This is a genomic window from Agrobacterium sp. DSM 25558 (genome assembly GCF_900100825.1).
GTDB lineage: Bacteria > Pseudomonadota > Alphaproteobacteria > Rhizobiales > Rhizobiaceae > Agrobacterium.
The window spans coordinates 60,321-75,463 of sequence record NZ_FMUD01000008.1; the positions used below are offsets into that span (position 1 = coordinate 60,321).

Annotated in this window: 16 protein-coding genes; 2 read left to right on the plus strand and 14 right to left on the minus strand. The window is 56.9% G+C overall.

What is annotated here, in order from left to right:
* Nucleotides 1–190: 190 nt before the first annotated feature.
* Together DSM25558_RS09140 and DSM25558_RS09145 are read left to right on the plus strand one after the other, a co-directional pair.
* Nucleotides 191–1,333: an efflux RND transporter periplasmic adaptor subunit gene (locus DSM25558_RS09140; protein ID WP_371479741.1), complete on the plus strand. Its 1,143-nt coding sequence runs from the start codon at nucleotides 191–193 to the stop codon at nucleotides 1,331–1,333.
* Between the two features lie 13 nt (nucleotides 1,334–1,346).
* Entirely contained in the window at nucleotides 1,347–4,673 is a 3,327-nt protein-coding gene (locus tag DSM25558_RS09145) for an efflux RND transporter permease subunit (protein WP_077103989.1), read from the plus strand.
* A 96-nt stretch (nucleotides 4,674–4,769) separates the two neighbouring features.
* On the opposite strand, the gene ureG is transcribed toward DSM25558_RS09145, so the two are convergent.
* From ureG to urtE, 14 genes are all read right to left on the minus strand, one after another.
* Nucleotides 4,770–5,381, minus strand: a complete 612-nt coding sequence (gene ureG, locus DSM25558_RS09150; RefSeq protein ID WP_077103991.1) for an urease accessory protein UreG — start codon at nucleotides 5,379–5,381, stop codon at nucleotides 4,770–4,772.
* 86 nt (nucleotides 5,382–5,467) lie between these two features.
* Nucleotides 5,468–6,139, minus strand: coding sequence for an urease accessory protein UreF (locus DSM25558_RS09155; protein ID WP_077103993.1), 672 nt, complete (start codon nucleotides 6,137–6,139; stop codon nucleotides 5,468–5,470).
* Nucleotides 6,140–6,142: 3 nt separating this feature from the next.
* Nucleotides 6,143–6,622, minus strand: a complete 480-nt coding sequence (gene ureE / locus DSM25558_RS09160) for an urease accessory protein UreE (protein WP_077103995.1) — start codon at nucleotides 6,620–6,622, stop codon at nucleotides 6,143–6,145.
* A 115-nt stretch (nucleotides 6,623–6,737) separates the two neighbouring features.
* Complete coding sequence (locus tag DSM25558_RS09165) at nucleotides 6,738–7,571, minus strand: GGDEF domain-containing protein (protein WP_077103997.1); 834 nt, start codon at nucleotides 7,569–7,571, stop codon at nucleotides 6,738–6,740.
* A 360-nt stretch (nucleotides 7,572–7,931) separates the two neighbouring features.
* On the minus strand, nucleotides 7,932–8,468 hold the full coding sequence (locus DSM25558_RS09170) for a peroxiredoxin (RefSeq protein ID WP_077103999.1): 537 nt from the start codon (nucleotides 8,466–8,468) through the stop codon (nucleotides 7,932–7,934).
* Between the two features lie 159 nt (nucleotides 8,469–8,627).
* The gene (gene ureC, locus DSM25558_RS09175) at nucleotides 8,628–10,337 is read right to left on the minus strand and encodes an urease subunit alpha (protein ID WP_077104001.1); all 1,710 of its coding nucleotides are present in this window, start codon (nucleotides 10,335–10,337) and stop codon (nucleotides 8,628–8,630) included.
* A gap of 103 nt (nucleotides 10,338–10,440) precedes the next feature.
* Nucleotides 10,441–10,878 carry a lysozyme inhibitor LprI family protein gene (locus DSM25558_RS09180; protein WP_244554146.1) on the minus strand — a complete coding sequence of 146 codons (438 nt, stop codon included), beginning with the start codon at nucleotides 10,876–10,878 and terminating at the stop codon, nucleotides 10,441–10,443.
* Nucleotides 10,875–11,231 (minus strand): GFA family protein, encoded by a 357-nt coding sequence (locus DSM25558_RS09185; protein WP_077104003.1) that lies wholly within the window; start codon nucleotides 11,229–11,231, stop codon nucleotides 10,875–10,877. Before DSM25558_RS09185 ends, DSM25558_RS09180 begins: the two co-directional genes overlap by 4 nt.
* A 2-nt stretch (nucleotides 11,232–11,233) precedes the next feature.
* Nucleotides 11,234–11,539, minus strand: a complete 306-nt coding sequence (locus tag DSM25558_RS09190; RefSeq protein WP_077104196.1) for an urease subunit beta — start codon at nucleotides 11,537–11,539, stop codon at nucleotides 11,234–11,236.
* A gap of 17 nt (nucleotides 11,540–11,556) precedes the next feature.
* Complete coding sequence (locus DSM25558_RS09195) at nucleotides 11,557–11,814, minus strand: DUF1272 domain-containing protein (RefSeq protein ID WP_077104005.1); 258 nt, start codon at nucleotides 11,812–11,814, stop codon at nucleotides 11,557–11,559.
* A gap of 10 nt (nucleotides 11,815–11,824) precedes the next feature.
* Nucleotides 11,825–12,127 carry an urease subunit gamma gene (locus DSM25558_RS09200; protein WP_077104006.1) on the minus strand — a complete coding sequence of 101 codons (303 nt, stop codon included), beginning with the start codon at nucleotides 12,125–12,127 and terminating at the stop codon, nucleotides 11,825–11,827.
* 76 nt (nucleotides 12,128–12,203) lie between these two features.
* The gene (locus DSM25558_RS09205) at nucleotides 12,204–13,031 is read right to left on the minus strand and encodes an urease accessory protein UreD (RefSeq protein ID WP_077104008.1); all 828 of its coding nucleotides are present in this window, start codon (nucleotides 13,029–13,031) and stop codon (nucleotides 12,204–12,206) included.
* On the minus strand, nucleotides 12,962–14,179 hold the full coding sequence (locus tag DSM25558_RS09210) for a CE1 family esterase (RefSeq protein WP_371479706.1): 1,218 nt from the start codon (nucleotides 14,177–14,179) through the stop codon (nucleotides 12,962–12,964). Before DSM25558_RS09210 ends, DSM25558_RS09205 begins: the two co-directional genes overlap by 70 nt.
* Before the next feature lie 248 nt (nucleotides 14,180–14,427).
* Entirely contained in the window at nucleotides 14,428–15,123 is a 696-nt protein-coding gene (gene urtE / locus DSM25558_RS09215) for an urea ABC transporter ATP-binding subunit UrtE (RefSeq protein WP_077104010.1), read from the minus strand.
* Between the last annotated feature and the right edge of the window lie 20 nt (nucleotides 15,124–15,143).

Genomic DNA, 15,143 nt, shown 5'->3' on the forward strand with positions numbered 1-15,143 from the left:
GGGAGCGGCCAGTTTTGTGGAGGACGCAGACATCTGCGAGGTGAGTGCGAGATATGTCACCCCATTTTATTGCATTCATCGTCGCATGACTTTCAAAAGCACCCAATGTGCATGATGGACGTGCGATCCGCACTTTGGAACGGACAGGCATATGCATCGTACTACACTCGCAACCCGGCTCTCGCTTCTCATGGTCTCGGCTTTGTTCGTGCCTGGCCTTGCGAGCGCGCAGGGTGGTGCAGACCGCAAGAACCTGCCATCCATCGTCGTCAGCGAAGCAACCAAGCGCGATCTCGTGGACCGTGTCGTCGCCACGGGAACGCTGAAGCCGGTCGATGAAATCTATGTGCAACCGCTGGTGGATGGCCTGTCGGTAGACAAGCTGAATGTCGATATTGGTGATAAGGTCGAGGCAGGTGCCTCCCTTGCCGAACTGTCGAAAGACAGCCTCATCCTGCAAAAAAGCCAGTTGCAAGCCAACAGGGCAAAGGCAGAGGCAAGCGTCGCGCAGAGCAAGGCGCAGGTCATCGAGGCGCAGGCCAATTTAGACGATGCGGTTCGCCAGCGTGACCGGGCCGATCGCCTCGGCAAATCGGGCTCTGGCTCCGTATCGCAGGTCGAACAGACCGCCGCCGCCGCCGATGTCGCCCAGGCCCGCCTTCAGGCCTCCAGACAGGCCGTGACGGTTGGCGAAGCCGACACCAAGGTTGTGGACGCACAAATCCAGGATATCGACCTCAAACTGTCGCGCACCAGCGTCAAAACACCGGTTGCGGGCATCGTATCGGCCAAGAATGCACGCGTCGGTGCCATTGCCAGCGGCAGCGGAAATCCGCTCTTTACCGTCATCAAGGACAACGCGATCGAACTCGTTGCCGATCTCTCGGAAACCGATATCCAGAAGGTCCAGGTCGGGCAAAGAGCTATCATCACCGTTGCTGGTGGTCGCAACAAGATCGAAGGCAAGGTGCGGCTCGTGTCGCCCACGGTCGATGCAACTACGCGCCTCGGCTCTGTCCATATCCTGCTGCCAACGGACAGCCCTGCCCGCGCAGGCATGTATGGCAGCGCCGAAGTGGTGATAGCCTCTGCCAACGCGCTCGCCCTGCCACTGTCTGCCGTGACCTCAGGCCGCGATGGATCAAGCACGCGGCGGGTGGAAGATGGCGTGGTCAAACAGGTGGCTGTCGAAATCGGCATTCAGGACGGTGGCTTCGTGGAAATCAAAAACGGGATTTCCGCGGGCGACGTGGTCGTCGAAAAAGCAGGCGCATTCGTGCGCGATGGTGACAAGATCAACCCGGTCCCGGCTGACGCCGCAGCCTCGAACTGACTGAGAGAACACCATGAACTTTTCCGCATGGTCCATCCGCAATCCGATAGCGCCGCTGCTCTGCTTTGCCTTGCTGCTGTTTTTGGGCGTCAAAGCCTTTTACGATCTGCCGATCACGCGGTTTCCCAATATCGACGTGCCCGTGGTGGCCATTACCGTCACGCAGAGCGGCGCTTCGCCGTCTGAGCTTGAGGCGCAGGTTACCAAGGAAGTCGAAGACGCGGTTGCCTCCATTAGTGGCATCGATGAGATCCAGTCCACGGTCACGGATGGTCAGTCGCTGACCACGGTGCTGTTCCGCATCGAAAAACCAACGGAAGAAGCCGTTCAGGACACCAAGGACGCCATCGATAAGATCCGCAGCGAATTGCCTGCGGATATCGAAGAACCCGTCGTCAGCAAGATCGATGTCGAGGGACAGGCAATCCAGACCTTTGCCGTCTCCTCGCCCAATATGACGCTGGAAGAGCTGTCCTGGTTTGTGGATGACACCATCAAGCGGGCGCTTCAGGGCCAGTCGGGCATCGGTAAGATCGACCGTTACGGCGGTGCGGACCGTGAAGTGCGGGTGTCACTCAATCCGGCCAAGCTCGACGCCTACGGCATCACCGCGTCGGATGTGAACACCCAACTGCGTGGCACCAACATCGACCTCGGCTCCGGTCGTGGACAGGTGGCAGGCAACGAACAGACCATCCGCACCTTGGGCGATACCCGTGATGTGGCGCAGCTTTCCAACACCACGATTTCGCTGTCCAACGGTCGCTTCGTCAAGCTGTCGGAACTCGGAACGGTCACCGATACCTACGAAGAACCCAAGTCATTCTCGCGTTTCAATGGCAATCCGGGCGTGACCTTTGCGGTCTTCCGCTCCAAGGGTGCCAGCGAAGTCTCCGTTGCCGAAACCGTGGCGCAAAATCTGGACAAGGTGCGCGCAGACCACCCCAACGTCTCCATCGAAATGGTCGATGACGCTGTCTACTTCACCTATGGCAACTACGAGGCCGCGCTCCATACGCTGGTTGAAGGCTCCATTCTCGCCGTCATCGTGGTGCTGCTGTTCCTTCGGAACTGGCGCGCGACCTTGATTGCTGCCGTGGCGCTACCTTTGTCAGCCATTCCCACCTTCTGGGTCATGGATGTGCTGGGCTTCTCGCTCAACCTCGTCAGCTTCCTTGCCTTGACGCTCGCGACCGGCATTCTGGTGGATGACGCCATCGTGGAGGTGGAGAATATCTCCCGCCACATAAAGATGGGCAAATCGCCCTATCGCGCCTCGCTGGAGGCAGCCGACGAAATCGGCCTTGCGGTGATCGCGACGAGTTTCACCATCATCGCGGTCTTCGTGCCCGTGTCCTTCATGCCGGGCGTACCCGGACAATATTTCATCCAGTTCGGCCTCACCGTCGCCTTCTCGGTGTTCTTCTCTTTGATGGTCGCGCGCCTCATCACCCCGTTGATGGCCGCTTACCTTATGCGTTCCGATGATGCCGTCGATGACCACCATGACAATGACGGCTGGTTGATGAAGTCCTATACGCGGATGGTGACGGCCACCACCAGCAGATGGTGGGCGCGTTACCTCACGCTGCTCGGTGCCATCGGCTTCCTCGTGGGGTCAATCATTCTCCTGAGCGGCGTTCCCGGCAGCTTCCTGCCACCGGATGACGCTTCACGCGTCGTGCTCTCCATCGAGCTTCCACCCAATGCGACGCTGGAAGAAACCGATACGACAACATCGAAAATCTATCAGGCCGTAAAGGATATCAACGGCGTCGAAAGCGTCTTCATCCTCGGCGGCGCATCGCCCAAAGGCGATCTGGAACTGCGCCGCGCAACGGTGCGCGTCATTCTCCAGCATATCGATCACTCGCTGGTGAAGGCGCTTGTTAATAATGGACTGGGCTCGATACCGCTGATTGGCCAGTATCTTCCAAAGGTCGAAGACACCGGCAGAACGCGTCCGCAATGGGATGTTGAGCGGGATATTTTCGCCAAGGTGAATACGATCCCGGATGTGCGCATCATCAAGCTGAATGACCGCGCTGAACGGGAACTGAGCTTCAACTTCCTGTCGTCAAGCGAAGAGGATTTGCAAAAGGCCGTCGGCATTCTAGAAACGCGTCTTCGTGCCTCGCCGATCCTCGTCAACGTCAGCTCGGAAGGCGCGCTTCCGCGTCCAGAATTGCAGATACGTCCCCGCAAGGACGAGATTGCACGCCTCGGCATCACGCCACAGCAGATATCCCAAACGGTCCGCGTGGCGACCATAGGCGATATCGATGCGCAGCTGACCAAGATTTCGCTGGATGACCGACAGATCCCAATCCGCGTGCAGGCATCGCTCGATGTCCGCCGTGATCTCGCCGCCATCCGCGCGCTGAAAATCAAGACTGCAACGGGTGCGACCGTTCCGCTCTATAGCGTGGCTGATATCGACTATTCGGAAGGCCCAAGCTCCATCAAGCGCAACGACCGCAATCGCGTCGTCTCCATCGGTTCGGACGTTCCCTTCGGCACGGCGCTGGATACGTCATCTGCCGAGTTCAAGCGCATCGTGGCCGAAACACAATTGCCTGCCACCGTGCGTCTTGCCGAAAGCGGCGACGCCAAGGTGCAGGGTGAAATGCAACGCGGCTTTACTAATGCCATGCTGCTTGGCCTGCTGCTGGTGCTGGTCGTTCTCATCCTGTTGTTCAAGGATATCATTCAGCCCTTTACCATTCTGTTTTCACTGCCGCTGGCGATTGGCGGTGTAGCGGTCGCGCTCATCATCACCAACAACGCGCTCTCCATGCCCGTCCTCATCGGCATCCTGATGCTGATGGGTATCGTGACCAAAAACGCCATTCTGCTGGTGGATTTCGCCATCGAAATGCGCCGTCACGGTATGGAGCGGGTTCACGCCATGGTGGAGGCCGGCCGCAAACGCGCCCGCCCCATCATCATGACCTCGATTGCCATGTCGGCGGGTATGCTGCCATCTGCGCTCGGCGTTGGTGAAGGTGGATCGTTCCGCTCACCCATGGCCATTGCGGTTATCGGTGGCATCATCGTCTCGACGGTTCTGTCTCTGGTTGTCGTTCCCGCCTTCTTCCTCATCATGGATGACCTCTCGCGGCTGCTCGCCCACCTCTTCGGTCGCTTCATCGGCAAGAAGGAAGAAGAGCATCCGGTTCTGTCCAACGAGGAACTGTCGGAAGCGGCACGCACCAATCAGGACGCGCTGTCAGGCCTCGAAGAGCGTTTGGCAAACATCGAGCAGAAAAACGGCCCCGCTGCTAAAACGGCAGGGAATGCCAACAATGTACTGCGCCTGCCGCCACTTGCGGCGGAGTAAAGCGATAGGCCATAAATCAAAAAACGCCGGGCACTGCCCGGCGTTTTCATTTTCTACACGTCATCAAGCCAAAGCCGTTTCAGCGGCTATTGTGTCTTACAATCCGCCGTGTTGCTTTAGAAAGTCAACGATGGTTCCTACGCCTTCGCCGCGCTTCATATCGGTGAAAACAAAGGGCATGTCCTTGCGCATGCGCGTCGCATCCGTGTCCATTACGCCGAGATCGGCCCCGACATAGGGTGCGAGATCTTTCTTGTTGATGACCAGCAGGTCCGAGCGAGTGATGCCGGGACCACCTTTGCGGGGAATTTCCTCACCCTGACACACCGAGATGACATAGAGGGTGATATCGGCCAGATCGGGCGAAAACGTCGCTGCCAGATTGTCACCGCCTGACTCGATGAAAACCACATCCAGATCGGGGAATCGCTCATTGAGGCCAGCAATCGCCTGAAGGTTGATGGTCGCATCTTCACGGATGGCGGTGTGCGGGCATCCACCGGTTTCGACGCCCACGATCCGCTCGGAAGGAAGTGCCTGCATGCGCACGAGCGCTTCGGCATCTTCCTTGGTGTAGATATCATTGGTGACGACAGCGACCGAATAATCAGCGCTCATCGCCTTGCAAAGCTTTTCCGTCAGAGCCGTCTTGCCGGAGCCGACAGGTCCGCCGATACCGACCCGCAGCGGGCCATTTCCCGATTTCATTCCATTTCCCTTCCGGATGACATTTTATTCCATATGAGCGATTTCGACGCGCCGACGAAAAGAGATAAGCAAATTCTACGCCATTCTCATGACCGAAAAAGCCGCGTTTCCTGCACCTCGTGGCGCATCGATGCCGTATCGGCAAGAATGGTCGCGGAGCCAAGATCATCCAGCGTCGAAACCGCCGCTCGTTGCGCCACGGATGCGATATCGCTTTCCAGATAGGCAATAATGGCAACGCCATCCTTCTGGCCCGCAACACCCAGACGAATACCTGCCGATACGAATTGCGACACACCGGAATGCAGATAGGCCGCCAGTGCATCCTCAAGGTCAACCCCATGTGCCGAGGCAACCGCCCCCACCGCGACAGGATAAGCCGTTGATTTTGTCAGACGTTGAAACACATCATGCGGCCATGCGGCGGCGGCGTCCGTGAAGGCATCACCCAGCAGGACAGTTTCGCGGTAGCGCTCTGCCGAACCCGCCAAAGCCTGCGCCAGTTGAGACAACTCGGCCAGCGCCTCGTGGTCTTCATGGCAGCGCCAAGCTTGCGCCAACAGAACTGCATCGTTCCAAAGCGTTCCACGCTGCAAAAGCAGGCTGATCCAGTTGCGAAGATCGAGGGCCGTCGATAGACGCCGATCATTCACGGCGCTTTCCAGCCCGCCGGAATAGGAAAATGCTCCGACCGGAAAGGCAGGAGACATCCATGCCATCAATCTCAGCAAGGCATCGACGCTACGTTTGTGCGTCATGGATCAGTCGTGGCTGTGGTTGTGATGATCGTGACCATGCGAATGACCGCCATGGGCATGATAGGCACCACGCGCAGGCTGGAATGGTTCCTCCACCTCGCGGACCGTTGCACCCAATCCTTCCAGCATGGCGCGGATGACGTGGTCACGCAGAATGACGATCCGACCCTCCTCGATCTGCGCCGCCAGGTGACGGTTGCCCAGATGCCATGCGAGTTCGATGAGATGCAGCGTATTTTTAGCGGTGATTTCGAACAGCTTTTCATCGGCCGCACGAACTTCTACAAGATCGCCATTCTCGATGACCAGCAGATCGCCATGTGCAAACAGCACCGGCTCTTTCAGGTCCAGCATGACCATCTCGTCGTTTTGGAGATGCAGCAGCTTGCGGCGCAGATGCCGCTGATCGTGGGCCAGTGTTACATAACCGGTCGGTTCGTCCGCAGGCGTGCCGACGGGAAGGTAGGATTGAACGCGCAGCATGATGTTTCCAAGGTAATTTTACGTCTTTTAGAAACCTGAAGGATCACGAGATCGATTGCAAGTCGCTGATGACGCTATGCACCCTTATGCGCAGTGCGCACAAGATCAGGCGCGATCAGGATGCCGCCAGCAACGTCGATTTCAGATTTTCAACTGCCTGCGCAACACACAATTCGTCTTCATGGCAAACGCGATTGCGTCCCGATGCCTTGGCAAGATAGAGCGCCTTATCGGCAACGGCAAATGTATCGTGCTTGGAACGACACGGATCGATATCCGCAACGCCGACGGAAACCGTCGTCTGAAGCTGTGTTCCATTGTAATTTATGGTCAGGCAAGACACGCGAATGCGCGCAAGCTCAATGAGAGTGCGGCGATCCTTGCGTATTCCGCCGCGAACGATCACAGCGAACTCTTCGCCTCCCAGCCGTGCCACGCAGTGAAACTCTCCGAACACGTCCTCGATTGCAGCGGCGGCCCTTTTGATGACGACGTCACCAGCTGCGTGACCATAATTGTCGTTAATGCCCTTGAACCGATCCAGATCGAAGATGGCCAGCGATGCATCGCTTTCGACTTCGTCGAAACATTGATTGAAAGCCCGCCGGTTGGCCAAGCCCGACAAAGTATCGGTCCGGCTCAGACGTTCGAACTCCGCATGTGACGCGTGAAGTTTGCGGATTGCACCCGCAACGACCCAACAAAGTATTCCCGTGACGACACCGCCGACGATCCAGGCCATGGCCACGCTGTAGATCAACGCTTCCAGCAACGGGAGTGGCAGCAGATTGAGAAAGTTCGCCACGGCGATAACGATACAGCTGACGAGCAAAGACAAAATGATGGAAATGAACACCATTTTGGTTGTGAACCCGCGAAGGTCCTGCCCTTCACCAAGGTCGGTCAAACTCACTTCTAATGAAATAAATTCCCTCAAACGTTCAGTCATCGCACCTCTTCCTTGCATGACATAATCGATAAAGACCAGAGATTGGCTGGAAGTAAATCAAATATCTAAATATTTAGCTATTACGGCTATATTTGTGGATTGCATTCGCAATGTCACAGCTCGCTTAACATGCCGTTGCGTAATACAAGACAATGCTTAAAAGTCCTTGAAACACAGCATATGACGATCTTCTTATTGTGCGATCTCATAGGCTGGCAGCGGAGTGAGCAGCCCGCCAATTAATATATATTTTCAAAGCAGATGATGTCGCAGTTATTAACACCACCCGCGTCAAGCAAATTGCCACACATCAAAAAGCCCGGAATTGCTTCCGGGCTTTTATATTAGAACTCAGAAAAATCAGGCTGCGATGCGGGCTTTGAGATTTTCGAGAATATTCTGCGGCGACGAAACGCTGTAGGGATCGCTTTCGCAATTGTCGGAATGGCCTTCCTCTTCGAACCACTGCTCGACCACGCCATCATTGACGATGGCAGCGTAGCGCCAGGAGCGCATGCCGAAGCCGAGATTGTCCTTGGCGACCAGCATTCCCATCTTGCGCGTGAACTCACCGGAACCGTCTGGAATGACCTTGACGTTTTCCAGGTTCTGTCCCTTGGCCCAGGCATTCATGACGAAGGCGTCGTTGACCGACAGGCAATAGATTTCATCAATGCCCAGCGCGCGAAATTCCGGCGTCAGCTTTTCGAAATCGGGAAGCTGGTAGGTCGAGCATGTTGGCGTGAAAGCGCCGGGTAGAGAGAAGAGAACGACCTTCTTCCCCTTGAAATAATCGTCGGATGTCAAATCCTGCCAGCGGTAAGGATTTGGGCCGCCAACGGCCTCGTCGCGAACGCGCGTGCGAAAGGTAACGGCAGGCACTTTTTTACCGAGCATGGTTTTCTCCTGTGCGAGTGTGTCATGTGAAAAGCCTTGGGAACAATTCACTTCTAAAACTGACTTTGCGATACCGCAAAAACGTTTGCAGTGCAGCAAAAACCTGCGCGTGCAGGGCAGTCATGCACAGGAGGAAACACTCGTTCGTCAGATCAACCGTTAGAACAGGAAGTAGCGTTGTGCCATCGGCAAAACCGTCGCCGGTTCACAGGTCAAAAGCTCCCCGTCCGCGCGCACTTCGTATGTTTCGGGGTCTACCTCGATATGTGGCGTCAAGGAGTTGTGGATCATGGATGCCTTTGAAATACCGCCGCGAACGTTGCGCACCGCCAGCAATTTCTTGGCAACACCCAGCCGCTGCACAATGCCACCATCAAGCGACGCCTGCGACACGAAAGTCACGGAGGAGTTGGTCAGCAGCTTGCCATGGGCGGCAAACATCGGACGGTAATGCATCGGCTGCGGGGTGGGGATCGACGCGTTCGGGTCACCCATAGGTGCCGCCGCAATAGAGCCGCCCAACAACACCATCTCCGGTTTTACGCCGAAAAAGGCAGGGTTCCAAAGCACAAGATCCGCGCGCTTGCCAACCTCAACAGAGCCGATTTCGTGACTGATGCCATGCGCAATAGCTGGGTTGATGGTGTATTTGGCGATGTAGCGGCGAACGCGGAAATTGTCGTTCTCGCCCGTCTCTTCCTTCAGGCGGCCACGCTGGCGTTTCATCTTGTCAGCCGTCTGCCATGTGCGGATCGCCACTTCGCCGACACGCCCCATAGCCTGGCTGTCCGATGAAATGATCGAAAACGCACCCAGATCATGCAGAATATCTTCGGCCGCAATGGTTTCCTTGCGAATGCGGCTTTCCGCAAAGGCAATATCCTCAGGGATGGACGGCGACAGGTGGTGGCAGACCATCAACATGTCCAGGTGCTCTGCCAACGTATTGATGGTGTAAGGACGCGTCGGGTTCGTGGACGACGGAATGACGTTGGGGTTGCCGCAAATCTTGATGATGTCAGGCGCATGCCCACCGCCTGCCCCTTCGGTATGGAAGGCATGGATCGTGCGCCCGTTGATGGCCGCAACGGTGTCTTCCACGAAGCCGCTTTCGTTCAGCGTATCTGTGTGGATCATCACCTGCACATCGAACTGATCGGCAACTGTCAGGCAGTTGTCGATGGCAGCAGGCGTCGTTCCCCAGTCCTCATGCAGCTTCAGCGAGGAGGCGCCAGCCAGGATCATCTCTTCCAGCGGTGCTGGCAGCGAAGCGTTGCCCTTGCCCGCAAGCGCAAGGTTCATCGGAAACGCATCGAAGCTTTCGATCATGCGCTCGATGTGCCATGCGCCGGTACAAGTCGTCGCCAGCGTTCCATGCGCGGGACCGGAGCCGCCGCCCAGCATGGTGGTGACGCCGCTCATCAAGGCTTCCTCGATCTGCTGTGGGCAGATGAAGTGGATATGCGCATCCATGCCGCCAGCGGTGAGAATCTTGCCCTCACCGGCAATCGCCTCCGTCGAGGGGCCGACGATAATGGTGACGCCCGGCTGCGTATCGGGATTGCCCGCTTTGCCGATGGCGAAAATGCGCCCGTCCTTCAAGCCGACATCCGCCTTATAGACACCGCTGTGGTCGACAACAACGACATTGGTGATGACGGTATCGACAGCGCCCTGTGCCCGCGTCGCCTGGCTTTGCCCCATGCCATCACGAATGACCTTGCCGCCGCCGAATTTGACCTCTTCACCATAAATGGTGAAGTCCTTTTCGATCTCGATGAACAGCTCGGTATCGGCAAGCCGTACCTTGTCACCAACTGTCGGGCCAAACATGCTGGCATAGGAGGCGCGGGAAATCTTGTAAGGCATGGAAATCAGGCTCCTTGGAAGGCGGAGAAAAGCGATAGACTAAAGATGCCGGCAACGCCGCCATTGGCTTCTGATCGGGATAGATGTGCGACGCTGACCACCATCAGAAACCTTCCGAAAGCTCGCGTAGTTCTTCGGCGCGTTTTGTGCTCATATCGGCAAGGCAGGAGGAAACGAGCATCGGCTCCATCGATCCGCCGCGGGCCTGAAAACCAGACGCTTCGCAATTGGCATCACGAAACTCCACCCAGGCGCGCTGGGCAGCAACCAGTGCTTCAACCGCACCCTTGCTGTCGTCATCAGCGCTCTTGTCCCAATCACCCATCTTCTTGCGAACCTGCTGATAGGCCTTGTTCAGATCCTTGTCGGCCTTCTCATAATCGAGAGCCGCGCAGCTGTTCATATCGCTCTGCGTCGTTGGTTCGGCACAATTCGGCGTGTCCTGCGCGCGGGCGTCATCGACAAATATGACTGATGACAACGCCCCGCAAAGCAGCGCAAGGCCGCATGAGAAGCGGAGCATCTTGATACCAGAGATCATGCGGCCGCACCGTCATGGGCATGCGATTTCAGCGCGCGTGGTTCAACACCATCGAGACAATTGGCATTGACCGCGACGACCTCACTGCCATCCGGCGCGGTGGCGTAAGCAAAGCTTTCGATGCCGCAATCGCCGCAGAAGAGGTGGTGAATCTGCTTTTTGTTGAAGAGATATTCTTTCAGGTGATCGTCGCCGGACAGCAACGTGAACTTGTCCTTCGGCGCAAAAGTCAGCACCGAGCCAAGACGTTTGCAGCGAGAACAATTGCACGTCACCGTCTTGTCCAGATCGGCATCGACTTCAAAGCTCACCGCACCGCATTGGCAACTTCCATGATAATGTTGCGTAGCCATTGTCACAGCCTCCCCATGACGAGTTTACGAAAACCATAGACTTCCCGTTTTCCGGAAAGCGGCACCAATGTCACCTCGCGCTTCTGGCCAGGCTCGAAGCGAACCGCAGTTCCGGCGGGAATGTCCAGGCGCATACCGTGCGCCTTGTCCCGCTCGAAATCCAGAGCAGCATTGGTTTCCGCAAAGTGATAATGGCTGCCGACCTGCACCGGCCTGTCGCCGGTATTGGCAACTTCGATCGTTATGGTGGGCTGACCCGCATTAAGCTCGATCTCACCCTCTGCCGCAATGACTTCCCCTGGAATCATGATCTTGTCCTTTATCGTCACGCCGCTTTGACGGGTGCGCAGCCTTCAGCTTTCAAAACCCGTTTGGTCGATGCCGGATTGTTCACCAGCTTCGCAGCCGGACGCACCGGACGCCGCACCAGCTCACCGCCGCAATTGGGGCATGTGCCGCTCAGCACGGATGTGGCGCAGTCACGGCAATAGGTGCATTCAAACGAGCACATCATCGCATCGAGGCTATCCGGCGGCAAATCCCGGTCACAGCATTCGCAGTTTGGGCGAAGGTCTAGGGCCATTGCATCCTCCTCAGCGAATGGGTTGGTGAACGGTCACCAGCTTTGTGCCATCGGGAAACGTCGCTTCAACCTGCACGTCATGGATCATCTCGGCAATGCCTTCCATGACCTGATCCCGGGTGATGACATGCGCACCCGCCTCCATCAGTTCCGACACGGCACGGCCATCGCGCGCGCCTTCCACCACAAAGTCGGAAATCAGGGCAATCGCCTCGGGGTAATTGAGCTTGACGCCGCGCTCCAGACGGCGGCGGGCCACCATCGCGGCCATGGAAATCAGAAGCTTGTCTTTTTCTCGGGGGGTGAGGTTCATCGTCGTCCCGTTTCTAGAGCGCCATGCATTCTTCAGAACACATAAAGGACGCTCGAACACCAATTCAGTTCGTGCGTCAGAGATTCCAGACTTTCGGCACTGGCGCGCCATTTCGCAAGAGCGAAATGATGGGAAACAGCATTTTTCTCAATGTGAAGCCATCTGATGCGGAAACTCGAACCACTAGTTTTCCCTGCCATTCACTGGCGCCGCCAGCAGCACAAAGAATGTCTCGAAGTTTAGGAAGAAGGGCCTCAGCTAAAGGACCGATATAGAGGAGGGTCGCAAAAGCCACCTGACCCGAGAGAACAGAGGCTGCTTTCGTCAGATCAGCGATATCCCCATCAAGACGAAGCTCTTCGGCATGGATGAGCTTGCCGCCATGGCGAATGCGCCATCGATCCCGAAACAGGCCCTCCTTCATCGCCTCACCCATCGCCTGGCGTCCGAGGAGGACGGCTTCGACGGCAATGAACTCTGCGGAGGCATCTATATCCGCCTCCAGCCTGCGGGTCAGGGAAGCACGGTCAAAGAGAATGGTTTCCTGGGGGAGCCAATGCAGTTTCGCGCCGGGGCCAGCCGAAACGCGGGCGGTAACGGTCGCCGTGCCGGCTGCTGCCTTATAAACTTTTTCGCAGGCCTGCGTGGTGACCACCAGCGACGTGCCAGCACCGGCAACCGCCTGCCACTCCAGCTCATCGCCTCCGGTCAATCCACCGGAGGAATTGATGAGGATCGCTTCCATTTCATTGGAAAATGTATCGGGCAGTCTGATCTTGGCGCAGCCTTCCTGAAACAACTCGTCCAGACGGCTGCGCCCATTCAGCGCTTTTGTTACAATGCGTCCTCGGCCACGGGCACGTTGCGGACGGGGTTGCTGGATACTTTGCTGGTCTGGCTGCACGTCGTCTCCGATGCATTCGCGGATGCGGAAACCGCTTTCACAGAGCAATCTGCCTTTGACGTTGCATCGACAACCATCTGCCCTTCCGTATTCTGGAAGAAATCCCACATTCTCTCGGCCGCATCAATCTGGCGTACCGTATCACCTGTGGACGTTTTGCGATCGACGGCAGGCTGAACCTTGCCAGCAACATCGCTGGCGGGTTTGCGCATGACAGCGGCGGCAGAGGCGATGACCTCGGCCTTCATCGTGGCGCGTGGCCAGGCGTGGTCCCAGGCATCGATGACGTAGGAGTGGATACGCGCGCCGCTCTTGCACACATCGTAGGAATTGAAGGTGAAGCTGTCGGTTGCCTTGCTCTTCGCACCGCCCTTGCAACCATCCATTTCGGCCCAGCGCTTCAACGCCGTTTCGCCGCTATACTGCCAATAGGCCTTACCACCGCCCTGATAGGGGTTGGCCGGATCCTTCAAGCCTGCGAAAGCAATGATCGACATGGGCTTTGCCGGTGCGCAGCTTGCCGTATCAGGTACCCACTTGCCAGAATTTTCAACGGGATAGCCTGCGCGCAGCGAGGCTACGAAACCGGCAGCCGTAAAGTCTCGGTTGCCGCTGCAAATGAACTGCGACAGCATGCGCCCGCCGCCGGAATAACCGGAGCCGAAAAAGCGCTCTTCATCAACGCAGAATTTGGATTTTACCATGGTGATGGCATCGCGAATAAAGCCGGGCTCATCGAGCCCGCCCTTGCGCGTGGTCACGCCCGGCACGTTCCAGGCATGGGTGCCGGGAAGATCACCATCGAGACTGCCTTGCAGAGCAACCACCAGAACGCCCTGACGTTCCGCCAGTTTGTCCCAGCCACTGCGGTCCATCTGTCCGTTGGGATTGCTGTTGCTGCCATGAAAATCAAAGACGACAGGCAATTTCTTCTGTCCATCATAAGAAGACGGAACAAAATAAACGCCGGTGCGTTGTGAACCTTCAGACGTCAGCGAAAACGCGTGACGGCCCGGTTCCGTTGTCTGCCCGCAGGTTGATGCCAGCGCGGCTGCACTCATGCTTGTAAGAATAGCAAAGCTCGCGAAAAAAACGCGGAGCGGGCGGGTAGCCCGGACGAACCGGCTGGAAGCAGTCGTTGATGTCATCAGCACGCCTTTATTGGCACAGGTTCCCGACACTATGCCGGAAAATGCGTGGAATGTAAGGGTTTGACGGAGCGCGGCATGCGTATGTTGGACCACTGTGTCTCGCACGCTGCATTTTTTTTGCGGAAATAACACAACTCTATACTCAAGGAAACGCTTAAACTGCGCATGAATGCTATGCAAGGATGCAATAGCGGTCACAATATTGTTTGGATTTTATCTGTTCGTGATCGCGAAAGCGCCGCATTTTACACCGTCAGGTGCCGTCGTGCCTCCGGCGTATCCAGCGTTTCGGCCAAACCTTGGTGAACGATCTCACCGCGATCCATGATGTAGACATAGTCTGCAAGTTCTCGGCAGAAATCAAGATATTGTTCGACCAGCAGGATCGCCATGCCCGTCGAATCCCGCAGATATTTGATCGCCCGGCCGATATCCTTGATAATCGAAGGTTGAATGCCCTCCGTCGGCTCGTCCAGAACGAGAATTTTGGGGCGCGTGACCAGTGCACGGCCAATAGCCAGCTGTTGCTGTTGCCCGCCGGATAGATCCCCGCCTCTTCGCGACAACATGGATTGCAGCACGGGAAACAGGCTGAAGATATCATCGGGAATGAAACGTTCCTTGCGCGGCAGCGGCGCATAGCCCGATTGCAGGTTTTCATGCACGGTCAAAAGCGGAAAGATTTCCCGCCCCTGCGGCACATAGCCCACACCACGCTTTGCGCGTTGGTAAGGCGCAAGCCCATTGAGACTTTCGCCGCCAAAGCTGATCGTTCCACCACTTGTCGCGTGCTGACCGGTCACGGCCCGCAACAGAGAGCTTTTACCGACACCGTTGCGACCCAGCACACAGGTGATCTTGCCCATTTCCGCGTTCAACGAAATGCCGCGCAAAGCCTGCGCTGCGCCATAGTGAAGATTGATGTTGTCGACGCTTAGCATGATGTCGCTCCCATTATGGT